This is a genomic window from Bradyrhizobium sp. 2TAF36 (assembly GCF_052114925.1).
Taxonomy (GTDB): domain Bacteria; phylum Pseudomonadota; class Alphaproteobacteria; order Rhizobiales; family Xanthobacteraceae; genus Bradyrhizobium; species Bradyrhizobium barranii.
This window is the reverse complement of sequence record NZ_JBFRFR010000025.1, coordinates 118,048-139,369: the sequence shown is the minus strand read 5'-3', so window position 1 is coordinate 139,369 and position 21,322 is coordinate 118,048. Positions and strand designations below refer to the sequence as shown.

The following is a 21,322-nucleotide window of genomic DNA, read 5'->3' as shown; positions in this document are numbered from 1 at the left end:
GGCCAATGGAAAGCCGAAGCTCGTTGCCCTGATCGCCGTCGCCCGCAAGCTGCTGACCATCCTCAATGTCATGATCAGGACGAAAACACCATGGCAACCCGCTTGACAGCGAACACAGTCGCTCACCCGTCTCGCCGCTACGCGGCGAGCCACCCTCTCCCACAAGGGGAGAGGGAAAGCGCGCACTACAGCCCCGCCTTCGCAATCGCATCCGCAAACGAACGGTCGACGATCTCGGCCGCATCGAGCTTCTGCTTGATCAGGCCCCAGCGGAAATAGAGGTCGATCGTGCTCTGCTCGTCCGCGACCACGCCGTCGTCGATCGGCGCGATGCGGATCTTTGCGCGCGACAGCCAGTTCTGCGGTACGGCGGTCGGGATGTTCATCAGCTTGCCCCAGGTCGCGGCATAGCTGTCGACGTTGCTCAGCGACCACGCCCGCGCCGCCGTGAGGCGCCGGATGAAGTCCGTCAGCTCCGCGCGCTTGTCGCGGATCGCGTCGGGCCGTGCGACCTGGAAGCTCAGCCCCGGCGTCAGACCCTCCGAGGTGATGACGCGGCGCGATTTGAACAGCACCTCTTCCTGGCTCACATACGGCTCCCAGGTCGACCAGGCATCGACCGAGCCTTGCGTGTAGGCGATCTTGGCATCGGACGGCGCCAGAAACGCGATCTGCACATCACTTGCGCTCCAGCCGTTCTTCTCGAGCGCGGCGAGGATCAGCTGATGGCCGATCGAGCCGCGGCCGGTCGCGATCTTCTTGCCGCGCAAATCGGCGAAGCTCTTGATCGGCGAATTCTCGGGCACGAGGATCGCGAGCCCCTCGCGGGTCTGACGGATCGCGGCGATCGCCTTCACCGGCGCGCCGGAGGCGGCGGCGAAGGTGAACGGCGCATCACCCACGATACCGGTCTCGATCGCGCCGGCGCTGAGCGCTTCCAGCAGGGGTGCCGCTGCCGGAAACTCCTTCCACTCGATCTTGTAAGGCACGTCCTTGAGCACGCCTGCCGCTTCCATCACGGCCTGCGAATTGCCCTTCTGGTCGCCAACGCGCAAGGTGGTTTGCGCCGCCACAAGCTCGAACGAACCAAGCAGCAGCGCGCCGGCCAGCATGAGGCGGATCATTCCGCCGCCTCGCCGCGAACGGCCTGACGCTTGGCGACCAGCTCGCGCGTCAGCGGGATCAGCTCGCGGCCATATTCGATGGCGTCGATCAGCGGATCGAAGCCGCGGATCAGGAAGTGGCTGATGCCGAGATCGTAATAATCGCCGAACACTTCGGCGACTTGCTCGGGCGTGCCGACCAGCGCGGTGGTGTTGCTGTTGGCACCCGTGAGCTTTGCAATCTCGGTCCACAGCCGCTTGTCGATGCGGCTGCCCTGGTCGGCAAGCGCGAGCAGGCGCCGCGCGCCGGCCGTGGCATGGCCGTCGGCGGGCTTGCGGTAGCCGGTCTTGTCCTGGAGCGCGGTGGCACGTGCCAGAATCTCTTCCGCCTTCTCCCAGGCCTGCTTCTCGGTCGGGGCAATGATCGGCCGCACCGAGAGGCTGAAACGCGGCGTCGGCCGTCCCTGACGAACCGCCGCGTTGTGGACGCGGGAACTGACGTCGCGCACCTGGGCGTAGGATTCCCCCCACAGTGCAAAGGTGTCGGCATGCTTGCCGGCGACCTCGATCGCCGCATCCGAAGCGCCGCCGAAATAGATCCGGATGCCCTCGGGACGATACGGCTTCACCTGCGAGAACGCGTTCTCGACCTGGTAGTGCTTGCCCTTGTAGGTGAACGGCTTGTCGCTGGTCCATTCGAGCTTGAGGACATCGAGGAACTCGGAGGTGCGGGCATAACGCTCGTCCTTGTCGTCGAGCGTGTTGCCATCCTGCCGAAGCTCGGTCGCATTGCCGCCGGTGATGACGTGCAGGGCGACCCTGCCGCGGGAAAACTGGTCGAGCACGGCGAACTGGCGCGCCAGCAGCGTCGGCGCGGTGAAGCCCGGCCGCTGCGCGATCAGCACATTGAGGCGGTCGGTGACGCCCAGCACGTGCTGGGCAATCTGGAGCGCGTCCGGCGTCGTCGAATGAAACGCCAGCAGGGCGCGGTCGAAGCCGGCATTTTCGTGCGCCTTCGCCACCGTCTCGATATGGGTGGGGTTGAGGACCGGCCCCTCGCGGACGACGGTTTCGGACGAATTGTTGTTGCTGATGAAGCCGATGAACTCGATCGACATGATCGTCTCCCTGTTTGTTTTCCTGAAAGCTAGAGGCCCAATGCGGCGCGGCCTAGGCCGGTGCGGGTGGCATCGTCCTGCGGCGTGTGCACACGGCCGCACAAGACATCGCGATAGTGCCGCTCCAGCGGATTGGCGCGCGACAGGCCGTGATTTCCGGTCAGCGATAGTGCATCCTCGACCACGGCAACGGCGTTGTTGGTCACCGTCAGCTTGATGACGTTGGATTCGCCGGTGGAGAGAGCGACACCGTCGTCGAAGTCGCGGGCGAACGTCTCGATCAGCCGCGCATTGACTGCGAGCCTGGCCTCGATGGCACCGAGGATCTCCTGCGCCCGCGGCAAGGTCGCAAGCGGCGCGCCGAGGCTGGCGGGGACGCGCTGCTTCAGGAACGAGACGAACCAGTCGCGCGCGGCGCGGGCAATGCCGTCATAGATCGCGGCGACGAACACCGTGTGGACCGTCGCCTGCGCAACGTCGGGCGCACGCCACTCCTGGGGATTGCGGACATCGACCTCGGCATCGAGCGGGATCACGACGTCGTCGAAGATGACGTCGTGGCTGCCGCTGGCGCGCAGGCCGTGATGATCCCAGGTCTCGACGATGCGGGTGCCCGGCAGTCCAGCCGGCACCAGGAACTGCCCGACGCGCGGTTCGGCTTCGTCGGTCCGCGCCCAGACCAGATACCATTTCAGGATCGGCGATCCCGTCGAATAGATCTTGTGACCGGTCAGGCGCCAGCCGGTCTCGGTGCGCCGTGCGATCGTCGCCGGCAGGCCGCCGCGCGCGGGCGAGCCCAGTTCGGGCTCGACGCGGAGCGCGTTGACGAGCGCGAGGCCCTCGACGCTCTCACGCGCAAGCTTGCGCGAGAGCTTCGCCGGCCAGGTCGGGCTGCGCCCCATCACCAGATGGTTGATGTAGTGCATCGACAGCACCAGCGCGGTCGACGAATCGGCCTTGCCGATGATGCCGATGACGCGCGCGGTGTACCGTGCGCCCGCTCCGGCCCCGCCATGAACGGCCGGCACCGTCAGCGACAGCAGGCCCGCCTCGGACAGCTCGCGAAAATTCGCGAAGGGAAAGCTGCCGGCGCGATCATGCTCGGCTGCGCGCGCAGCAAAGCCTTCGGCCAGCGCCTCGGCGCGCGCGATGTAGTCTGGCTCACTATGGGCGGTGAGCCCTTTGGCTAAAGAAGTCACCATGTGGCATCTAATCCCAAGAGACCTAAGATCTGGCGGCGCAGATCCGCGAGATATGGATCGCCGCGATGGCGCGGATAGGGCCGGTCGACACGGATGTCGGCCCTCACCCGCGCCGGGCGGTCGCTGAATACGATGACGCGGTTAGCGAGCACCAAAGCCTCCTCTGCGTCGTGCGTCACCAGCAGCGTGGTAAAGCCCTTGCGCTGCCAGAGCGAGACAAGCTCGGCCTGCATGGTGATGCGGGTCAGCGAGTCGAGCTTGCCGAGCGGCTCGTCGAGGATCAGGATTTTTGGATCATTCACGAGCGCGCGGGCGAGCGCGACGCGCTGCGCCATGCCGCCGGAGAGCTGATGCGGATAGGCATTGCGGAACGACGACAGCCCAACGAGATCGAGCGCGTCATCGACACGCTTCCGCTGGCTCTTCAAAATGCCCTGGGCCTCGAGGCCCAGGGCGACGTTGTCCCAGACCGACCGCCAGGGAAAAAGGGTCGGATCCTGGAACACGACGACGCGGGAGGGATGCGGGCGGGTGATGCGCACCTCGTCCTCGCGGAGCGTTCCGGCCTTGGGCTTGTCGAGGCCGGCGACGAGCCGGAGCAAGGTCGACTTCCCGCAGCCGGAGGGGCCGAGCAGCGCGACGAACTCGCCCGGCTCAACGGAGATGCTGACGTCGCTGAGAACAGGCAGCTCAGTGCCGTCGATGTCGAAGGCGTGGCTGACCTGCTCGATGTCGAGCGCGGCGCCGGCGGCCGGCGGGGGCGCGATTTCGGCCAGTGCGGTTGCGGCTACCATTTCACGGTCCCCTTCTGCCAGACCAGCAGGCGATCGCGGATGGCGAACAGCAGCGTGATGGCGCCGGAGCAGAGCAGCGACATCACGATCAGCGCCGCATACATGTTGGCGTAGGCGGCCCAGCCCTGCGCCCATTGCAGGTACCAGCCGAGCCCGGCCTTCACGCCGATCATCTCGGCCACGACCAGCACGGCGAAGGACGAGCCGAGGCCCATGAACAGGCCGACGAAGACGTGCGGGAGTGCCGCAGGGATCGCGACCTTCAGCACCAGGAAGGACGGCTTTGCGCCGAGCGTGCGTGCGACGTCGTAATAGGCGTTGCTGACGCTAGCGACGCCAGACCAGGTCAAGACGGTGACCGGGAAGCCGGTCGCGAGCGCGATCAGGAAGGTCGAGGCGCTCCAGCTCGACGGGAACGTGAAGAAGGCGATCGGCAGCCAGGCGGTCGCCGGCAGCGGGCCGATGAAGCGTAGCACCGGATGCACCCAATAGCCGACCGCGCGCGACCAGCCAATCGAGACGCCGGTCAGGAAGCCGACCGTGGCGCCGATCAGGTAGCCGCCGAGCTGGAGCTTGACCGAGGCGAAGACGCTGTCGAGCAGCTTTGGCAGATCGTCGATATAGACCTCGATGATCGACTGCGGCGGCGGGAAGAACGGCAGCGGCAGCCAGGCGAATTTTGCGGTGGCAACTTCCCACAGCGTCAGGAATGCGCCGAGCGCCACGAGCCAGGGCGCGCGCTGGCGCAAGGCCTTACCGGCGGAGCCGAGGTAGTCGGCGCCGACGGTGCCGAACAAGGCGATTGCGGCAACGATGAAGGCGGCGATGCCGAGCGAATGCGTCCGCGACCAGTCGCCGACATCCTCCCACCACAGGCAGGACAGGCCGAACGCGATCCACGCGACGCTGGCGAGAATGCCGACGCCGGATTCCCGGACCCAGCTCGCAAGAACCGGCGCGCGCGAGAGGCGCGGCGCGCCGGAGGCGAGGCCGTCAGACAGCGAATACGTCGACATAGATGCGCTCCGCGAATTTGGCGGTATCGGTGCTTTGCTTGAAGACCTGGACGCTCTTCAAATCGTCGGCATAGGACTTCAGCTCGCGCTTGAGCACTTCACCGACGGGATGATGATGGTGGGTGTGGTAGCGCACCATGCCCTCGATATCGGCGAGTGATGCCGTCTTCGGCGCATAAGGCTGGAACGACTTCGCCGTTACGGTCGGGTTCTGCGCGGTGAACATCGCGGCATCGAGCAGCGCCTGCGTCAGGGCGCGCGCGACTTGAGGTTCTTCGCGCACAAGCGAGCCGCGCAGGCCGAGGATGCAGCAGCTCTTGTCGCGATATTCGCCGTCGAGATTGGAGGCGACTTCCTTGTACTGGCTGTCCTTGAGCCAGAGATAGCCCAGCGGATCGGATGACAGGAAAGCCTGCACCTCACCCTTCTCGACGGCGACGTTGAGCAGGTTGCCGGGATAGGCGCGCCAGTCGACATCCTTGACCGGGTCGATACCGAGCTTGGCGAGCTGAATGGAGAAGAAGTTCTTGTCGGGGCCACCGAGGTCGCCGACCGCGACGATCTTGCCCTTGAGGTCGGCGAGCTTGCTCAGGTTGGAGTCGGCGCGGGTCAGGACGCGCATGCAGCCGCCATGGGTGCCGGCGGCGATCTTGACGTCAAAGCCCTGCTCCAGCGGCTTCAGCCAACGCAGCGCCATGCCGAGCCCGGCATCGCTCTTTCCCGTTGCGATCGCCTCGAGCAGCTGGTCGGTCGAGCCGGAATAGTTGATGAGCTCGATGTCGAGATTGTGCTTCTGGAAGAAGCCGTGCTCGATGGCGACGGGCACCGGGGCGAGACAGACCGCGCCGGCGTTCCAGGAGAGTTTCAGCTTGCGCGGCGCGCCGGTGAGGACGGGGCCATCCGCGGCCGTCCGGCACAGCGGAAACTCAGAGAGATCGACACCGGGCGCGATCGCCTGTGGCGCAAAGGCCTGGGCTGCACCAAAGGCACCAAGCGGCGCGGCGAATGCCGCCGCAAGCCCCGCCTGCAGCAAATGACGCCGGTCGATGCCCGATCCGCTGCCCTTGTTGTCGTTGCCCATCAGTCTCCACTCCTGCGCTGGCACAGCTCCGCCATTCACGCAACGTCTCGCGTTGCGCATGTTCCATGTGGAGCTGCGTTGAGAGAATAATTTTCGCGGGCGCTTACCACGCCGATTGATGCGATGCGCAAATCATGCGGCGCGCCCGCCGCATCGTCAATGAAATGGAATTTCGAATGTAGCGCGAAGCGAGGTCATTCTCTCCATCAGCGCATGGGACAGCGATGAAACGATTTTTGTTGCTGCATCATCTTGCAAGGATGCGCCGCGACTCCGCAGCCTGCATCATTCTTGCGCATCACCCGCCGCGCACGCGGTGCGTTCTCGAAAGCGGCGCTGCGCTGAAACGTCATTGCCCGACGCATCTGCAATACGGATAGCCATTTCATTGACTGCGCATCGCGCCGTCATAGACTTGATCGTCTCGCTGCATCGCTCGCTCACGCGTCGTGAGCAAAGCAACAAGACAGGCCAAATGAGCATCAACTTCGACGACCATTCCATCACACGCCGGCTCGCAGCATCGCTGTTCGCCGCAGCCATCACCTTGTCGACGGCTGCCGCCTCGTTCGCGGCCGACACCGTCGTGCTGCGCGTCGGCGACCAGAAGGGCGGCAACCGCTCGCTGCTCGAAATCTCCGGCTATGCGAAGGACCTGCCCTACAAGATCGAATGGTCGGAATTCCCTGCCGCCGCTCCGATCCTGGAGGCGCTGAACGCCGGCGCGCTCGACGTCGGCTACACCGGCGATCTCTCCTTTCTCTCGGTCTATGCGGCCGGCGCGCCGATCAAGGCAATCGGCGGCACAAAGTCGGATGCGAAGACGCAAGCGATCCTCGTGCGCCAGGATTCACCGATCAAGTCGGCCGCCGACCTCAAGGGAAAACGCCTCGCCGGCACGCGCGGCGGCTGGGGCCAGTTCCTGATCGACGCGACGCTGGAGAAGGCGCAGATCAAGCTGGAGGACGCGACCTTCGCGCCGCTCGGCCCGGTCGACGCCAAGATCGCACTCGTCGCCGGCTCGATCGATGCCTGGGCCGTGTGGGAGCCCTACGTCTCGTTCGCGACGCTGAAGGACAAGGCCCGCGTGATCGCCGACGGCGAAGGCCTGACGCCGACCATCACCTTCATCGTGGCCTCCGACAACGCCATCGCCACCAAGCGCGCGGTGGTGCAGGACCTCGTGCAGCGGCTGAACAAGGCACGGCTGTGGTCGCTCGATCATGTTGCCGAATACGCAAAGAGCACGGCCGAGCTGACAAAACTGCCGGAGGACGTACTGCTGTCGGCCTACACCGCGCAGCGTACCAGCCCGATCGTGATCGATCAGAACGTGGTGAAGGAGGTGCAGGAAGCCTCCGACCGCTCGACGCGCTACGGCATCCCGCCGAAGACGCTCGACGTGAGCAAAGCCGTCGACCGCAGCTTTACAGCCGCGGCCGCGGGGTCAAACTAGCGCGGGGCGCGGCGGGATGCGCAAGTCCAGCCTCAAGGCCGGCCCGTTGCATCTCGCCGCGATCGTGCTCGCGCATCTCGCCTGCATGAGCCTGATCGTGTGGCTCTCGCTCTAGCCGCGCAGGGTCCTTACCAATATCCGCGATCATAGGCCCGGTACGGCCGGTAGTAGCCGTAGCGAGGGCCGTAGTATGGACGATAGGCTCGATAGCCGTAGTAGCTGGGACGCGCGTAGTAGCCGCCATACCCATAGCTCGGCCCGTAGCCGCCGTAATAGGCCGGCGCATAGCCATAGGACGGAGCGTAGCCATAGCCGTAGCCCGAGCCATAACCATAACCACCATAACCGCCGTAATACGGGCCGCCGCCATAGTAACCATAGGGCGCGCTGCTCGCGATGGCACCGCCGATGATTGCTCCGGCGAGGAGGCCTCCTGCGCCCCATCCCCAGCCACGGCCGCGCCAATACACCGGGGTGACATCGTCACCAACGGCGGCCTTCATGGTCGCGACGTTGGTCGGCAGCGGAGCCGCTGCCGCCTGCTCGATTTGGCCGGCCATCACCGCGCCCGCCAGCGAACAGGCAATTGCGGTTTTCCAGATACTCATCCTCTTGCTCCCTGTCTGACGTTCGTTTGGAAAAGGATCGCAAGGCCATGATCGGGCATCCTTGCCCCAAGTCAAAGCCTCCGAAAGTCACAGCCTGCATTGCGTGCACCGCACAAGAATGCCCGCGCATGCCTCGATTGTGGTCCGGCCAACGCCGGCGCCCGCACGGACATGACACCGGTGCGACGGAGCCACAGGCCACAGCAAAGCATTAAGCTTCCCGGGCGTTCGCAACCARCAAGCACCTTCCCGATTTACTATTCGTACCGTTACTATCGGTTCCAATGTGCGCGGCCGGGAGGCTTCTCGCAAAGCGCCAGAGTTGTGGGAGGATGACATGAGTGCCGCGAGACCCGAGCCGCTTGCCCGTCAGGCGCTGGCGTTCGTCCTGGCCGGCGGACGCGGCAGCCGGCTCCTGGAACTGACCGACCGGCGCGCCAAGCCCGCGGTCTATTTCGGCGGCAAGTCCCGCATCATCGATTTCGCGCTGTCCAATGCGGTGAATTCCGGCATCCGCCGGATCGCGGTCGCGACCCAGTACAAGGCGCACAGCCTGATCCGGCACCTTCAGATGGGCTGGAACTTCTTCCGCCCCGAACGTAACGAGAGCTTTGACATCCTCCCGGCCAGTCAGCGCGTCTCGGAGAACATGTGGTATGTCGGCACGGCGGATGCGATCTATCAGAACATCGACATCATCGAGTCGCACAACGCACGCTTCATCGTCGTGCTTGCCGGCGATCACATCTACAAGATGGACTACGAGGTGATGCTGCGCCAGCATGTCGACAGCGGCGCCGACGTCACGGTCGGCTGCCTCGAGATGCCGCGCCAGGAATCATCCGGCTTCGGCATCATGCATGTCGACGAGAACGGCTGGATCCAGCAGTTCCTCGAGAAGCCCAAGGATCCGCCGCCGATGCCGGGCAAACCAGACGTCTCGCTCGCCAGCATGGGCATCTACGTGTTCGATACGAAATTCCTGTTCGACCAGCTCAAGCGCGACGCCGAGGATACGAACTCCAGTCACGATTTCGGCAAGGACATCATCCCCTATATCGTCAAGAACGGCCGCGCCATCGCGCATCAATTCTCGACCTCGTGCGTACGCTCGGGCAGCGATCCCCGCGCCTACTGGCGCGATGCCGGCACGGTCGATGCCTATTGGGCGGCCAATATCGACCTCACCGACGTCGTGCCGGAGCTCGACCTGTTCGACCGCGCCTGGCCGATCTGGTCCTATGCGGAGATCACGCCGCCCGCCAAGTTCGTCCATGACGAGGAGAGCCGGCGCGGCCAGGCCGTGAGCTCGCTGGTCTCGGGCGGCTGCATCATCTCCGGCGCCTCGCTGCGCCGCTCGCTGCTGTTCACCGGCGTGCGCGTCAACTCCTACGCCACTGTCGAGAACGCCGTGATCATGCCCTACGTGAACGTCGCTCGCGGCGCTCGCTTGAAGAACGTCGTGATCGACCGCGGCGTCGAAATCCCCGAGGGGCTCGTCGTCGGCGAGGACCCGGAGCTCGACGCCAAGCGCTTCCGCACCACCGAGCAGGGCATCTCGCTCATCACCCAGACAATGCTCGACAGGCTCAATACATGACGCCTGTTCGCGTCCTCGCGGTCGCCTCCGAAGTCTACCCGATCGTCAAGACCGGCGGCCTCGCGGATGTCGCCGGCGCGCTGCCGCTTGCGCTGAAGGCGCACGGCGTCGAGATGCGCACGCTGATGCCGGGCTATCCCGACGTGATGCGGATGCTGGGGGGAGCCGGCGAAATCCGGCGCTGGCCGGATTATTTCGGCGGCCCGGGCCGCCTGCTCGCGGGCTCGCATGACGGCCTCGACCTGTTCGTGCTCGACGTGCCGCATCTTTACGCGCGACCGGGCAATCCGTACGTCACCCCTGAGGGCGTCGACTGGCCGGACAACGGTGTGCGCTTCGCGGCACTGTCGCGTATCGCGGCCGATATCGGCCACGGCCTCGTGCCCGCGTTCGTGCCGGATGTCGTCCATGCCCATGACTGGCAGGCGGGGCTTGCGCCGGCCTATCTGCACTATGACGGCGGGCCGCGCCCCGGCACCGTGATGACCATCCACAACATGGCCTATCAGGGCAAGTTCGATCGCACGCTGACAAGCGCGATCGGCCTGCCCGCGGAGGCGGCGTTCGACGTTCACGGCCTCGAATATTTCGGCGGCATCAGCTTCCTCAAGGCGGGGCTTCAACTCGCCGATCGCATCACCACGGTATCCCCGACCTATGCGCAGGAGATCCAGAGCGATGAAGGCGGCATGGGGCTCGGCGGCCTGCTCCGCGAGCGCGCTGATGTGCTGAGCGGCATCCTCAACGGCATCGACACCGACGTGTGGAATCCGCAAACCGATCCGCACATCGCCTACCGCTTCGGCGCGGACGACCTCACGTTCCGCGCCGCGAACAAGGCGGTGCTTCAGCAACAGTTCAATCTCGATTCCTCGGACGAGGCACCGTTGCTCGGCGTCATCAGCCGCTTGTCCTGGCAGAAAGGGCTCGATCTCCTGCTCGAGGCCATTCCGACCATTTTGGGCGACGGCATGCAGCTCGCGCTGCTCGGCAGCGGCGATCGCGATCTCCAGGATCGCTATCAGGCCGTCGCCCGCGCGAACCCCGGGCGGATCGGCGTCGTGATCGGCTATGACGAGATTCTGGCGCACCTGATCCAGGCCGGATCGGACGCCCTCATCGTGCCCTCGCGGTTCGAGCCGTGCGGCCTGACCCAGCTCTACGCGCTGCGCTACGGCGCCGTCCCGATCGTGTCGCGCGTCGGCGGCCTCGAAGACACCATCGTCGATATCGGCGAGTCCAACACATCGGACCGCGACGCGACCGGCTTCAAGTTCGCGCCCGTCACCGTAGAGGCCCTCACCGGCACGCTGCGCAAGGCCAACACCGCCTTCCACAACAAGGCGACCTGGCGCCGGCTGCAATTGAGCGGCCTTGCGACCGACGTCTCCTGGCGCAACCGCGCCGGCGACTATGCCGTGCTCTATCGCGATCTCATGGCGGCGCGCCGGACCTGAGGCGGCAGGGYTGCCGCATGTGAATAGCGGCTTCCCTGCGGCCCATCCTTCGAGACGCCCGCATTCGCGGGCTCCTCAGGATGAGGGCGGAGTACGCGGCAGCAATTTCGACGGCACCGATGCTGCTTAGCCTCATCCTGAGGAGACCGCAGAGCGGTCGTCTCGAAGGACGAGGCGCGCGCGGGCCGCCGCCAAATGCCCGCACCAGAAGCACGGCCGCCGTCGAATCCATGCTATAGAGCCGGCATGGACCCTTTCGCGATCAAGCTGATCGGCTTTGCCGCCGCAACCTGCACCACCGTCGCCTACGCGCCGCAGTTCATCAAGGTCTGGAAGACCCGCTCGGCGCGCGACATCTCGCTCGGCATGTTCCTGGTCATGGTGCTGGGCCTGGCGCTCTGGCTCATCTACGGCCTGCTCTCTGGCGACGCCCCGCTGGTCGCGGCCAACGCCATCACCATGGTGCTCGCCGGCGGTATCCTGTTCATGAAGCTGAGGTATGGGTGAGGTTGAAGCTACGTAGGACGGATTGGCGCGTGTACCCATAAAATCCGGGATGTCTGTTTTCGAGGGGCCCCGGAGCGGACATAGACAATCGATCATCGTGTGGTCCGTGCGGTACCTGAAAGGTAACGGTCCTTGATCCAGATCAAGTCAGACTGTTTGTAGCCCGCTGCTTAATTGCCAATATGYCAGGCCGCAGGAGCCGCCTCCGTAGCGGCGCCGGAAACATTCTTCGTCGCTACGACGCCGCCGTAATATGAAGGGGCGGCGACATACGCATTCTCAACACCGATCTCGCGTTCCCAAGGGGGCGCCTATGAGTAGATCAGAAGTTGACGTCCAAGATCTGCGAATGATGGAAAGGTGCCTCGAACTCGCTCGGCAAGGGGTGAAGCAAGGAGAGCTGCCATTCGGCGCCGTAATCGCGTCTCGAGGACAGGTCATCGCGGAAGCGACCAACCACGTTTCATCGGAATGCGACGTGACGCGACACGCGGAACTCGTGGCTCTTTCAGAGGCGCAGAAGATTCTAAAACAAAAGCGTTTGTCGGATTGCACCYTGTATTCAATCGTCGAACCTTGCCCAATGTGTTCTTTCCCGGCACGGGAGGCGCGGATTGGTCGCGTGGTGTTCGCCATTTCATCTCCGATCATGGGCGGATTTTCGAGATGGGACGTTCTGTCGGACAACAGTTTGTCGAGCAAACTGCCTGAGGTCTTCGGACCTGCGCCGGAAATCGTCTCGGGCTTGCTATCCCAAAGGGCCGAGCAGGTTTGGCGCGACTGGAACCCGCTCGCCTGGCGATTTATGAGACGACGAGGCTGCTTCGGACGAGCGGCCGAGCAGACTTCGTGCCACGCGGGCGCGCCTCGGCCAACGTTTTCCTGGAACGCGCTGGCGGATATTTTGGCCGCGCCGGTGGAATCGGTCTCGTGAACACAGGTGCGGGAAACCAAAGTGAGCTCCGAGCCGTCGCTTGGCGCTGCGCAAAGCCATCACCGCCATGACGGAGTCAACGGCGAGCCGGCCAAGACCAGGGAGTTGCCCCGGGTCTTGAACAAGCGAACGTCCAATCTTGCGCAGTTCAGGCTTACCTGCTGGCCCGATATCTATGAGCGCTGCCCTCGGAAGTTTTCGATGAGCGGGGTTTAGAACAACACGACAGACGGCAAAGGGAATTCTGAGTTCGGAAGCAATTCGAGCGACGATCTGCGACTCCATATCGGCGGCAACCGCCCCGGTGATGCCATGGAAATCCCGTCTCTCTTCAAGACTTGTCATCGGGGAAGCGACACCAGCTATCGCAGAGTAGCTGGCACCCGGGATCATCCGAATGAGTTCCTCGGCCCAGGGGAGGTCAGCTGGATAAGCTTCATCTTTCGCGGCAAATACCGACGAGGCGATGACGATGTTACCTGGTCGGAGCTTCGGGTCTAGCCCGCCGCACACCCCGAAACTTATAATGCCGCGCGCGCCATGTCTGATGGCGTCACGCAAGTCAAAGGCGGTCCGGTCACCTTCAGCGATCATCGCTGGCGCGCCGGCTATTCTGGCCTCGATCGCAAGTCCAACGACGGCGATGACCGCCTTCACGTCACAGCGGGGGGCGCCAGTCTGAGCGTCGTTGACCGTGACATGCAGCGTCATCAGAGGCGTCGATAATCCTGAAACCGAAGTATTTCCAGACTCGGACAATCAAGAGTAAGCCGGCACTAGCACTGTCCGTCTAGACAAAATCGACCGGCCTCCCGATTGGAAGCCAGTTGTTGGAGAACTGTGCCTCGGACACCACAGCTGCCGCCTGATCGCGGCGGAGACTCGCACCTTCAATGGCGCAACGAACCCAAAGCGGACTCCTCGCAAATACCGTGAATCGCTGTGCTTCAGCGAGAGCGGTGCCATGATCGAATTTTGCCGCTGTTTTGCCCGACGTGTCAAACCCGTCGAAATACCGCTCGCGTATCCTGCCCGGCAAAAGTACTCTGCTAAGCCATTCTATTTGCTGGGCCGTTCTACTGTGCATGGGGTTGTTTTCGACATTTTTAGTCGGAACCCCGTAGGGTGGATTAGCCCGCGGCTGCGCGAAGCGCAGTCCGCCAGCGTAACCCACCACCTTCATTGCGGCTCGATGGTGGATTACGCTGCGCTAATCCACCCTACGATTCATCCAAACACATACGACGCCATCGCGACGCTCGCGACCTCGTCGACGAAGACGCGCTTGCCCGCGTCGCTGCCGGCGGCACCTGCCGCGACCATCAGCGGCAGCAGATGGTCCTCGCGGGGATGCGCGAGACGCGCGCTCGGCGCGTTCTCCCAGTCGACCAGCATCGCGTTGCGGCGCGCCGCATCCGGGTTGCTGATTGCCTCGTTCAGATAGGCCTCGAAATCATACGAGACCGGCTTGGACTCCGGCCGGTTGAAGCCGCGCATGTTGTGATAGGTGAGCCCGCTGCCGACGATCAGGATGCCTTCGTCGCGGAGCGATGCGATCGCCTGTCCGACCTTGATGTGCTCGGCCGCATCGTAGCTCGACTTCAGCGACAGCAGCACGATCGGCATGTCCGCGTTCGGATACATCAGGCCGAGCGGCACGAAGGTGCCGTGATCGAAACCCTGATTGGGATCCTCCCGGCAATCGAGGCCGGCGTGCTCGAGCAGCGCCCTCACCTCCGCAGCGAGCTCGGGCTTGCCCGGCGCCGGATATTTGAGGTGATAGGTATGCTCGGGGAAACCGTAATAGTCGTACACCATCGGCGGATGCGCCGAGGTCGACACGGTGAAGGCGTCGGCCTCCCAATGGCCGGTGATGACGAGCACGGCCTTGGGCTTCTCGGGGAGAAGCTGCGGCAGCCGGCCGAACTCCGCGGCCGTCTTGGCATATTGCACCCGCCGGTCCTCCATGAAGGGCCAGGGGCCGCCGCCATGCGACAGGAAGAGGGTTGGAAATCGCGTCATGGATGCCGGCTCGTCTCGTTGACAACATGCGCGTGCGAGCTGCCCGCGCGAACGGCGGCGAGCATAGGCAAACCGGTATGGTTAGCAAGTCGTTAACGATTTGCCGCCCACAATCCGGCCGTGGCCGAAGGAGTCGGCCTGAAGACAAGCGAGACGTGAGATGAAGAAGTTTGCGCTGGGGGACGTCGTCAACAGTGACAAGGGCCGCCGTGGCGTCGTTCGCGCCGCCTACAGGTCCAAGGACGGCCAGCAGTTCTACGCCGTCGAGAAGGACGGCGCGATGGACCATCTGGAAGAACACCGGCTGAGCCCGGCGCCGCGCGTCGAGCTCGCGGCCTAAGCCCAACTCATTTTCTGCTCTCACTTGCAAGCCGGTCCAGGCGATCCGACCAGGGGTCGTCGCCGCTCGCGATGCGATCGTTCGTGATCAGCAGCAGGCGATCGCGGTCTGCGGCCGCGTCCCAATGCGGCAGGTCCGGGCCGTTGGGATTGCCAGTCTTCGCAAAGTTGATCCAGTAACCGCGCATGCGGGTCGCGACCTCGCGATCCCCCCATGTGAGCGGTCCCGCGCCGGGCACGCCTTCCGCGCCGAAGATGAACTGCAACTCGCGCCCGTGCCCTTCGTCGGGATTTGTGCGCCGGGCCTCGGTCACGTAAGCGAAGCGATAGCGAAACGTTGGCGCACCGGTTGCCGCATGGAGGCGGGCAAGCAGCCTGACCGGCTCGGAGAAAACCTTGTCGGTATAGAATTTGGCTGCGCGCTCCGATGGCCTGGCGATGTCAGGGTAGAGCTTGCGCAGCTCATCGCCGCTCTCGCCGGAGGACGCCAGCGTCTCCTTGATCTCCCGCTCGCCGTCGAAACGCGTCTCGTCGTCATTCGAGCCGATCATGAGTGGAATGCGGCTTTCATGCCCTGCCGCAAATCCCGCGGCCACGTCTTCGCGCACCAGGATTCCATCCATCGCGGGCGCGAAGCTGCGCTCGGATTTGGCGAGCAGTTTTTGTTCGGTCGCAAGCAGCCGCGCCGGCGCGGCGACGCGCAAATCCGCCTCCTGCCCAAGCGCCGCCACGAATTGCCGGCCCATGGCCTCCGCCTCCTGCACCGGGCGCAGGCGCGCGCGGCCGGGCAGCGATTGCAGAATGGCTTTCTGGAAGAGGTCGCGCGATGGCGCGCACAGCATCAGCAGCGCGATCGACGTCGCGCCTGCGCCGCTGCCAAACAAGGTGACATTGTTCGGATCACCGCCGAAGGCTGCGATGTTGTCGTGCATCCAGTGCAGCGCCGCGATCTGGTCCATCAGGCCGTAATTTCCGGAGCCACCTTCCGACAGCGCGGGATGAGCGAGCCAGCCGAGCGCGCCGAGACGATAATTCACGGTGACCACGATGAGGCCGGATTGCGCGAGCTTTGCACCGTCGAACAGCGGATCGTTCGCGGTGCCGCTGACGAAGCCGCCGTCATGGATGAAGACCATCACCGGCAGCGGGCCGTCGACCCCGAAGGGACGGAATACGTTGAGCGTGAGGCAGTCCTCGCTCGTATCAGGCAGCGAGGGCTGAAGACATGGCGCGCCGTACTCATAGGCGGTGCGCATCTCGGGGTTCTCGGCCGTTACCTGCGGTGGGCGCCAGCGCAGTGCGCCGACCGGAGCCGCCGCGTAGGCCAGCCCCTTGAACGACGCCACCTCGCCCTCGACGGCGCCGAGCATCTGTCCTTCACGCGTCAGCGCGAACGGAAACTGCCCGACGGCCTGAGCGACGGCAGCACCGTCCCAGCAGAGGAGTGAAGACGCCACAACGAGCGCAGACTGCAGCCGCATCCTGGGGGATCTCGATGCGCCAAAAGGTTCCCTGACAGGTTACGTCTGCGGCCCGCGATGAGGCAAGCTCGGCGGCGCCGGCTAACCGCCCTTGGCGACGATCTCCGCCAGCGCGCGGCGTGCGACGATGCCGAGCTCACCAAGCGTGGAATGGCCCGATTGCGCCGCCTCGATCAGGCGTTCGGCGATGAACCTGCGGCTGTCGTGATCGCCGCCGTGCGGCAATTGGCGGCACGTCTGCTCTAGGACGACGTCCATGTTGGCTTTCGTCCGCTCGCTCAACTCTGTCATGACGTCCGGTTGGTACGCGTGGCTTGTAACCGCAAGCATACACAGAAGGATGTGGTCTGATTAGCCCGGACAATCCCGGCGGTTGTGCATCGCGGTGCGTGTATCGCCGCAACCTTCGCGCGGCCACGATGGTGCCGCAAACAACTACCGAAGATTGTACCTGTCCTGATGACAAGCCAAGCCTGCGGCGATAGCCTGCCGGCAAAACAAAAGACACGGGAGGAATACCATGCCAGACGCAATGGTCGCCGCACGTGAGTCCAAAGCGGCGAGTGGAACAACCCAACAGGTCGACGTTGCCGTGGTTGGCGCCGGATTTGCCGGCCTTTATCTTCTCCATCGCCTGCGCAAGTCCGGCCTCACGGCGGTCGCCCTCGAGGAAGCCGGCGATGTCGGCGGCACCTGGTACTGGAACCGCTATCCCGGCGCCCGCTGCGATATCCAGACCATCGACTACAGCTACACTTTCGATCCCGAGCTCGATAACGCGTGGACCTGGTCGGAGAAATACGCGACCCAGCCCGAGATCCTGCGCTATCTCGGCTTCGTTGCCGACCGCTACGATCTGCGCCGCGACATCCGCTTCAAGACCAAGGTCACCGAAGCCAAGTGGGATGAAGCGACTGAGCGCTGGCAGCTCACCACGAGCAGCGGCACGCCGGTCTCCTGCCGCCACTACATCATGGCTACAGGCTGCCTCTCCGCGCCGAAGCCGCCCGAGATCGACGGCGTCAAGGATTTTGAGGGCAAAGTCTATTTCACCGGGCGCTGGCCGCATGACGGCGTCGATCTCGCCGGCAAGCGCGTCGCCGTGATCGGCACCGGCTCGTCAGCCATCCAGTCGATCCCGCTGATCGCCGAGCAGGCCGCGCATCTGACCGTATTCCAGCGCACGCCAAACTTCGCGCTGCCGGCGCATAACGGCCCCTCGCCGTCCGATCGCATGGATATTTTCCAGAGCGACCGCGCGGCCTATCGCGAGCAGGCGCGACAGTCGATGACCGGCGTGCCCTATCCGCAGCAGACCGTCGTGAGCTGGCAATTGAGCGATGCCGAGCGTCGTGAGCGGTTCGAACGCGCCTGGGCCGCCGGCGACCTCGTCCACATCCTGACCCAGCTCTGGGCCGACCAGGGCGTCGACTTCGACGGCAATGCGCTGATCGGCGAACTGATCCGCGAGAAGATCGGCGCGGCCGTGAAGGATCCGGAGACGGCGGCGGCGCTGATGCCGCACGACCATCCCTTCGGCGCAAAGCGCCCCTGCCTCGATACCAATTACTACGCGACCTACAACCGGCCGAATGTCACGCTGGTCAATCTGCGCCAGGAGCCGATCAAGGCGATCACCGCGAACAGCATCACGACGGCCAGGCGCAGCGTCGATGTCGACGTCATCGTGTTCGCGACCGGCTTCGACGCCATGACCGGCGCGATCCGCGCCGTGCATCCGATCACCGGACGCGGCGGCAAGTCGCTGACCGATGTCTGGGCGCAGGGGCCGCAGACCTATCTCGGGGTCACGGTCGAAGGGTTCCCCAACTTCTTCATGATCACCGGGCCCGGCAGCCCGTCGGTGCTGTCGAACATGGCGGTGTCGATCGAGCAGCATGTCGACTGGGTCGTCGACCGCGTCGCTGCGCTGCGCGACGCCGGCTTCACCACGATCGAGCCGACCGAGACGGCGCAGGCCGGCTGGGGCCGGCACATGACGGACTGTTCGATGGTGACCCTGCACCGGCTCGCCAACACCTGGTACACGGGCGCTAACGTTCCCGGCAAGGTGCAGGGCTTGATGCCTTATACCGGCGGCGTCGGCCCCTATCGTAGCATTTGCGACGAGGTCACGGCCCGCGGCATGCTCGGCTTCAAGCTGACCGGCCCCAACGGCGCCGCGCAATGCAACGACGGCGAGGTGGTATGCCTGCAGCCTGATGTGCGGCTGGTGCTGAACCTGCTGGCATCGCTGAACCTGCCGCCGATCGAGTCGATGGGCGCGCTCGGCGCACGCGCCTTCGTCAACGAGTTCAACAAGGGCCGGCCCGCGGGACGGCCGATCGGCGAAATCGTCGACGGCACGCTGCCCGGCGCGGACGGCCCGCTGCCTTACCGGATCTACAAGCCGGCAACGCCGGGGCCCCATCCGGTCGTGGTCTATTTCCACGGCGGCGGCTGGGTGCTCGGCGACGAGCAATCGGACGAGCCGCTCTGCCGCGATCTGGTGCGGCGGACCGGCATGATGTTCGTCAGCGTCGGCTATCGCCACGCGCCCGAGCATCGTTTCCCGACCGCAGCCGAGGACGGCTATGCGGCAACGCGCTGGATCGCCGAGCACGCGACCGAGCTTGGCGGCAGGCCGGGCCCGGTGCTGGTCGCAGGCTGGAGCGCCGGCGGCAACATCGCCGCCGTCACCTGCCAGCTTGCGCGCGATCGCGGCGGGCCTGAGATCGCCGGCCAGCTCCTGGTCTGCCCGGTCACCGACTGCACCTTCGACCGGCCCTCCTACAACGACAATGCGACCGGCTATTTCCTGACGCGCTCGCTGATGTACTGGTTCTGGGACCTCTACTGCTCACCGGCCGACCGCACCGATCCGCGCGTCTCGCCGCTGCGCGGCAACGTCGCCGGCCTGCCGCCGGCCTTGGTCGTCACCTGCGAATTCGACCCGTTGCGCGACGAGGGCATCGCCTATGCCGAGGCAATGTCGGCCGCCGGCGTCCCGGTCGAGCAGCTCAGGGCGCGCGGCCATTTCCACTCGTCCTTTGCGATGGTCGACGTGGTGATCACCGGTGTAGCGGGTCGGGTGCAGATGGCCGAAGCCCTGCGGCGCTTCGCCGGGCTTCCGCCGAAAGTCAGCCGCGGCGATGAGGATAGCCACGATCATGCCAGCCCGGGCCACAGAATCGCGGCGGCCGCGAGCTGATTTGCGACAAGGCGGCCGGGAACCTTTTCCCGGCTGCTGCGTTAAGCGCTTGGCATTAAGATGCAGTGATAGGTGTGGGCCCCGGCACGCAGATCCGCGTGTTGGGGCAATTTTTGTTGCGTGAGGGACGATGGGAGACGTGGTTGCGGATTCAAAGGTCGATTTCGGAGCGCCTGCAACCCTGCATAAATGGCCGTCGCTTGCGAACCAGCGCCGACCGGACAGGGATTCTTATCAGGTGAGCGAAGGTACGCTCGACCAGTGCATATCGGCCTTCATGGAGAAGCCGGCCACGACCAGGCATCTCTATGAGATTCACACGATTGCGCAGCCGCCGCTGGTCACCGATATCCTCTCGCCCGAGCATGTCATCGAGCTATCGCGGTTGAGAGAATTTCTCTGATTGCGTGCAGACGCGGAAGCTGCACGCGCGCGACAAGCTTTTCACGAGGCAGGAACCTTCTACCGGATTTTCCCGTTAACCGGGATCGGAAGTCGAGACGAGAGCCCCAAGATGCTTGAAGCCGGCGTACCATCCGCGGTCGTGCCCTATGGCGCAGACCAGACCCTGTTCGTGGTGATTGATCGCCGCGACAAGGCGACTGAAATCCGCATCGAACGAAGCGATCTTGAAGCGACGATCGGCGAGCTCGTCGCCGGCTGCTTCAACGATCCGATCAAGGTGATCTCGTTCAACACGCTCGAACACTGGATGAAGGACATCTCGACCGAAATCGCCGGCGAGATCAAGGCGCGCTGCGACATCGATGGCGTCCGGCTTCCCGACTATCTCAGCGACTTCGTCGAGAGCCATAGCTGACCGCGCCTCGTCCTCGTTGATACGTCTCAAATCGCAGGCAAAAAAAAGCGCCGCTTCCGCGGCGCTTTTCGTGTGGCAACATCATTGTTTGATACGTGATCTTATCGGAAAAAACACGTCACGCTTTCTGGATCATGCTCTAGTGGTGCCAGAACAATGCCAGCAGCAGAACGATCGGCAGCGGCACGCCAAGCAGCCAAAGCAAAGCACCTCGTCCAAAACCCATGACTTCCTCCTCCACATTCATCAATGACTTGACGCCAGAGACGAACAGAAGTTCCGCGCCTCGCAGCGAGGGCGAATGCGTCCAGTGCATGGTTTATCAGGCGCGCCGATACTTGCCGGCGATGACCTCGATTTCGCGGCGGCGTTCGCCGGCGAAGGTCAGGAGCTTTTCGATCGTCAGCGTATCCGTGATCCGTTTGGCGAGCCGCTCGGCGCGCGCGGCCTGATCTTCGAGATACTGGATCGTGTTCAAACGCCGCCTCCCCCGAGGACTCCAAATTGGAGCCCCGACTTGTTTGGGCACTCATGGTGCGCCAGGGCGACTAACACTCGGTTAAGCGGGGCGGC

At 64.5% G+C, this 21,322-nt stretch carries 21 protein-coding genes and 2 pseudogenes; 10 read left to right on the top strand and 13 right to left on the bottom strand.

Annotation, left to right across the window (positions count from 1 at the left end; genetic code table 11):
- Window positions 1–106, top strand: a pseudogene (locus AB4Z51_RS16365) (IS110-like element ISMex17 family transposase); the annotation flags it as partial.
- A 79-nt stretch (window positions 107–185) separates the two neighbouring features.
- Here the strand turns inward: AB4Z51_RS16365 and AB4Z51_RS16360 are convergent.
- The 6 genes from AB4Z51_RS16360 to AB4Z51_RS16335 are packed head-to-tail and all read right to left on the bottom strand — an operon-like array spanning window position 186 to window position 6,314.
- Window positions 186–1,124: an ABC transporter substrate-binding protein gene (locus tag AB4Z51_RS16360; RefSeq protein ID WP_441497639.1), complete on the bottom strand. Its 939-nt coding sequence runs from the start codon at window positions 1,122–1,124 to the stop codon at window positions 186–188.
- Complete coding sequence (locus AB4Z51_RS16355) at window positions 1,121–2,221, bottom strand: LLM class flavin-dependent oxidoreductase (protein WP_441497638.1); 1,101 nt, start codon at window positions 2,219–2,221, stop codon at window positions 1,121–1,123. The genes AB4Z51_RS16360 and AB4Z51_RS16355 overlap by 4 nt, the downstream gene beginning before the upstream one ends.
- Before the next feature lie 29 nt (window positions 2,222–2,250).
- Window positions 2,251–3,423, bottom strand: coding sequence for an acyl-CoA dehydrogenase family protein (locus tag AB4Z51_RS16350; protein ID WP_135214149.1), 1,173 nt, complete (start codon window positions 3,421–3,423; stop codon window positions 2,251–2,253).
- A complete protein-coding gene (locus AB4Z51_RS16345; protein ID WP_441497637.1) occupies window positions 3,417–4,217 on the bottom strand; it encodes an ABC transporter ATP-binding protein in 801 nt (266 codons plus the stop codon). The genes AB4Z51_RS16350 and AB4Z51_RS16345 overlap by 7 nt, the downstream gene beginning before the upstream one ends.
- The gene (locus tag AB4Z51_RS16340) at window positions 4,211–5,233 is read right to left on the bottom strand and encodes an ABC transporter permease (RefSeq protein WP_441497636.1); all 1,023 of its coding nucleotides are present in this window, start codon (window positions 5,231–5,233) and stop codon (window positions 4,211–4,213) included. The genes AB4Z51_RS16345 and AB4Z51_RS16340 overlap by 7 nt, the downstream gene beginning before the upstream one ends.
- Entirely contained in the window at window positions 5,211–6,314 is a 1,104-nt protein-coding gene (locus AB4Z51_RS16335) for an ABC transporter substrate-binding protein (protein WP_063981661.1), read from the bottom strand. The genes AB4Z51_RS16340 and AB4Z51_RS16335 overlap by 23 nt, the downstream gene beginning before the upstream one ends.
- Window positions 6,315–6,789: 475 nt before the next feature.
- On the opposite strand from AB4Z51_RS16335, the gene AB4Z51_RS16330 reads away from it, so the two are divergent.
- Window positions 6,790–7,770, top strand: coding sequence for an ABC transporter substrate-binding protein (locus tag AB4Z51_RS16330; protein WP_441497635.1), 981 nt, complete (start codon window positions 6,790–6,792; stop codon window positions 7,768–7,770).
- Between the two features lie 128 nt (window positions 7,771–7,898).
- Here AB4Z51_RS16330 and AB4Z51_RS16325 read toward each other — a convergent pair whose 3' ends face one another.
- Complete coding sequence (locus tag AB4Z51_RS16325; RefSeq protein WP_063981660.1) at window positions 7,899–8,378, bottom strand: hypothetical protein; 480 nt, start codon at window positions 8,376–8,378, stop codon at window positions 7,899–7,901.
- Between the two features lie 337 nt (window positions 8,379–8,715).
- Here AB4Z51_RS16325 and glgC point away from each other — a divergent pair, with 337 nt between their 5' ends.
- The 4 genes and pseudogenes from glgC to AB4Z51_RS16305 all read left to right on the top strand — a co-directional run.
- Window positions 8,716–9,978, top strand: coding sequence for a glucose-1-phosphate adenylyltransferase (glgC, locus tag AB4Z51_RS16320; protein ID WP_063981659.1), 1,263 nt, complete (start codon window positions 8,716–8,718; stop codon window positions 9,976–9,978).
- On the top strand, window positions 9,975–11,435 hold the full coding sequence (gene glgA / locus AB4Z51_RS16315) for a glycogen synthase GlgA (protein WP_063981658.1): 1,461 nt from the start codon (window positions 9,975–9,977) through the stop codon (window positions 11,433–11,435). Before glgC ends, glgA begins: the two co-directional genes overlap by 4 nt.
- 246 nt (window positions 11,436–11,681) lie before the next feature.
- Complete coding sequence (locus AB4Z51_RS16310) at window positions 11,682–11,942, top strand: SemiSWEET transporter (RefSeq protein WP_028150382.1); 261 nt, start codon at window positions 11,682–11,684, stop codon at window positions 11,940–11,942.
- Between the two features lie 253 nt (window positions 11,943–12,195).
- Window positions 12,196–12,582, top strand: a pseudogene (locus AB4Z51_RS16305) (nucleoside deaminase); the annotation flags it as partial.
- Between the two features lie 108 nt (window positions 12,583–12,690).
- Here AB4Z51_RS16305 and AB4Z51_RS16300 read toward each other — a convergent pair.
- Window positions 12,691–13,587, bottom strand: a complete 897-nt coding sequence (locus AB4Z51_RS16300; RefSeq protein WP_441497634.1) for a phosphorylase family protein — start codon at window positions 13,585–13,587, stop codon at window positions 12,691–12,693.
- 516 nt (window positions 13,588–14,103) lie between these two features.
- The gene (locus AB4Z51_RS16295; RefSeq protein ID WP_441497633.1) at window positions 14,104–14,898 is read right to left on the bottom strand and encodes a DODA-type extradiol aromatic ring-opening family dioxygenase; all 795 of its coding nucleotides are present in this window, start codon (window positions 14,896–14,898) and stop codon (window positions 14,104–14,106) included.
- 160 nt (window positions 14,899–15,058) lie between these two features.
- Here AB4Z51_RS16295 and AB4Z51_RS16290 point away from each other — a divergent pair, with 160 nt between their 5' ends.
- Window positions 15,059–15,238 carry a hypothetical protein gene (locus tag AB4Z51_RS16290; protein ID WP_014493109.1) on the top strand — a complete coding sequence of 60 codons (180 nt, stop codon included), beginning with the start codon at window positions 15,059–15,061 and terminating at the stop codon, window positions 15,236–15,238.
- Between the two features lie 7 nt (window positions 15,239–15,245).
- Here the strand turns inward: AB4Z51_RS16290 and AB4Z51_RS16285 are convergent, their stop codons facing one another.
- Together AB4Z51_RS16285 and AB4Z51_RS16280 are read right to left on the bottom strand one after the other, a co-directional pair.
- A complete protein-coding gene (locus tag AB4Z51_RS16285; RefSeq protein ID WP_441279943.1) occupies window positions 15,246–16,718 on the bottom strand; it encodes a carboxylesterase/lipase family protein in 1,473 nt (490 codons plus the stop codon).
- 81 nt (window positions 16,719–16,799) lie between these two features.
- Complete coding sequence (locus AB4Z51_RS16280) at window positions 16,800–16,976, bottom strand: hypothetical protein (protein ID WP_231143017.1); 177 nt, start codon at window positions 16,974–16,976, stop codon at window positions 16,800–16,802.
- 262 nt (window positions 16,977–17,238) lie between these two features.
- Between AB4Z51_RS16280 and AB4Z51_RS16275 the strand changes: the two genes are divergently transcribed.
- The 3 genes from AB4Z51_RS16275 (at window position 17,239) to AB4Z51_RS16265 (ending at window position 20,749) form a co-directional block, all read left to right on the top strand.
- Window positions 17,239–19,929 carry a flavin-containing monooxygenase gene (locus tag AB4Z51_RS16275; protein WP_441497632.1) on the top strand — a complete coding sequence of 897 codons (2,691 nt, stop codon included), beginning with the start codon at window positions 17,239–17,241 and terminating at the stop codon, window positions 19,927–19,929.
- Window positions 19,930–20,059: 130 nt separating this feature from the next.
- Complete coding sequence (locus AB4Z51_RS16270) at window positions 20,060–20,332, top strand: hypothetical protein (protein ID WP_063979744.1); 273 nt, start codon at window positions 20,060–20,062, stop codon at window positions 20,330–20,332.
- 111 nt (window positions 20,333–20,443) lie between these two features.
- Window positions 20,444–20,749, top strand: a complete 306-nt coding sequence (locus AB4Z51_RS16265; protein ID WP_014493104.1) for a hypothetical protein — start codon at window positions 20,444–20,446, stop codon at window positions 20,747–20,749.
- Window positions 20,750–20,888: 139 nt separating this feature from the next.
- On the opposite strand, the gene AB4Z51_RS16260 is transcribed toward AB4Z51_RS16265, so the two are convergent.
- Both AB4Z51_RS16260 and AB4Z51_RS16255 read right to left on the bottom strand, forming a co-directional pair.
- Window positions 20,889–21,065, bottom strand: coding sequence for a hypothetical protein (locus AB4Z51_RS16260; RefSeq protein WP_167767957.1), 177 nt, complete (start codon window positions 21,063–21,065; stop codon window positions 20,889–20,891).
- Window positions 21,066–21,071: 6 nt separating this feature from the next.
- Complete coding sequence (locus AB4Z51_RS16255) at window positions 21,072–21,227, bottom strand: hypothetical protein (protein ID WP_014493103.1); 156 nt, start codon at window positions 21,225–21,227, stop codon at window positions 21,072–21,074.
- Between the last annotated feature and the right edge of the window lie 95 nt (window positions 21,228–21,322).

Bases quoted from the DNA above. Each gene is read 5' to 3' on its own strand.
- AB4Z51_RS16360 (WP_441497639.1), bottom strand. From the start codon at position 1,124: ATGATCCGCCTCATGCTGGCCGGCGCGCTGCTGCTTGGTTCGTTCGAG.
- AB4Z51_RS16355 (WP_441497638.1), bottom strand. From the start codon at position 2,221: ATGTCGATCGAGTTCATCGGCTTCATCAGCAACAACAATTCGTCCGAA.
- AB4Z51_RS16350 (WP_135214149.1), bottom strand. From the start codon at position 3,423: ATGGTGACTTCTTTAGCCAAAGGGCTCACCGCCCATAGTGAGCCAGAC.
- AB4Z51_RS16345 (WP_441497637.1), bottom strand. From the start codon at position 4,217: ATGGTAGCCGCAACCGCACTGGCCGAAATCGCGCCCCCGCCGGCCGCC.
- AB4Z51_RS16340 (WP_441497636.1), bottom strand. From the start codon at position 5,233: ATGTCGACGTATTCGCTGTCTGACGGCCTCGCCTCCGGCGCGCCGCGC.
- AB4Z51_RS16335 (WP_063981661.1), bottom strand. From the start codon at position 6,314: ATGGGCAACGACAACAAGGGCAGCGGATCGGGCATCGACCGGCGTCAT.
- AB4Z51_RS16330 (WP_441497635.1), top strand. From the start codon at position 6,790: ATGAGCATCAACTTCGACGACCATTCCATCACACGCCGGCTCGCAGCA.
- AB4Z51_RS16325 (WP_063981660.1), bottom strand. From the start codon at position 8,378: ATGAGTATCTGGAAAACCGCAATTGCCTGTTCGCTGGCGGGCGCGGTG.
- glgC (WP_063981659.1), top strand. From the start codon at position 8,716: ATGAGTGCCGCGAGACCCGAGCCGCTTGCCCGTCAGGCGCTGGCGTTC.
- glgA (WP_063981658.1), top strand. From the start codon at position 9,975: ATGACGCCTGTTCGCGTCCTCGCGGTCGCCTCCGAAGTCTACCCGATC.
- AB4Z51_RS16310 (WP_028150382.1), top strand. From the start codon at position 11,682: ATGGACCCTTTCGCGATCAAGCTGATCGGCTTTGCCGCCGCAACCTGC.
- AB4Z51_RS16300 (WP_441497634.1), bottom strand. From the start codon at position 13,587: ATGACGCTGCATGTCACGGTCAACGACGCTCAGACTGGCGCCCCCCGC.
- AB4Z51_RS16295 (WP_441497633.1), bottom strand. From the start codon at position 14,898: ATGACGCGATTTCCAACCCTCTTCCTGTCGCATGGCGGCGGCCCCTGG.
- AB4Z51_RS16290 (WP_014493109.1), top strand. From the start codon at position 15,059: ATGAAGAAGTTTGCGCTGGGGGACGTCGTCAACAGTGACAAGGGCCGC.
- AB4Z51_RS16285 (WP_441279943.1), bottom strand. From the start codon at position 16,718: ATGCGGCTGCAGTCTGCGCTCGTTGTGGCGTCTTCACTCCTCTGCTGG.
- AB4Z51_RS16280 (WP_231143017.1), bottom strand. From the start codon at position 16,976: ATGGACGTCGTCCTAGAGCAGACGTGCCGCCAATTGCCGCACGGCGGC.
- AB4Z51_RS16275 (WP_441497632.1), top strand. From the start codon at position 17,239: ATGCCAGACGCAATGGTCGCCGCACGTGAGTCCAAAGCGGCGAGTGGA.
- AB4Z51_RS16270 (WP_063979744.1), top strand. From the start codon at position 20,060: ATGGGAGACGTGGTTGCGGATTCAAAGGTCGATTTCGGAGCGCCTGCA.
- AB4Z51_RS16265 (WP_014493104.1), top strand. From the start codon at position 20,444: ATGCTTGAAGCCGGCGTACCATCCGCGGTCGTGCCCTATGGCGCAGAC.
- AB4Z51_RS16260 (WP_167767957.1), bottom strand. From the start codon at position 21,065: ATGCACTGGACGCATTCGCCCTCGCTGCGAGGCGCGGAACTTCTGTTC.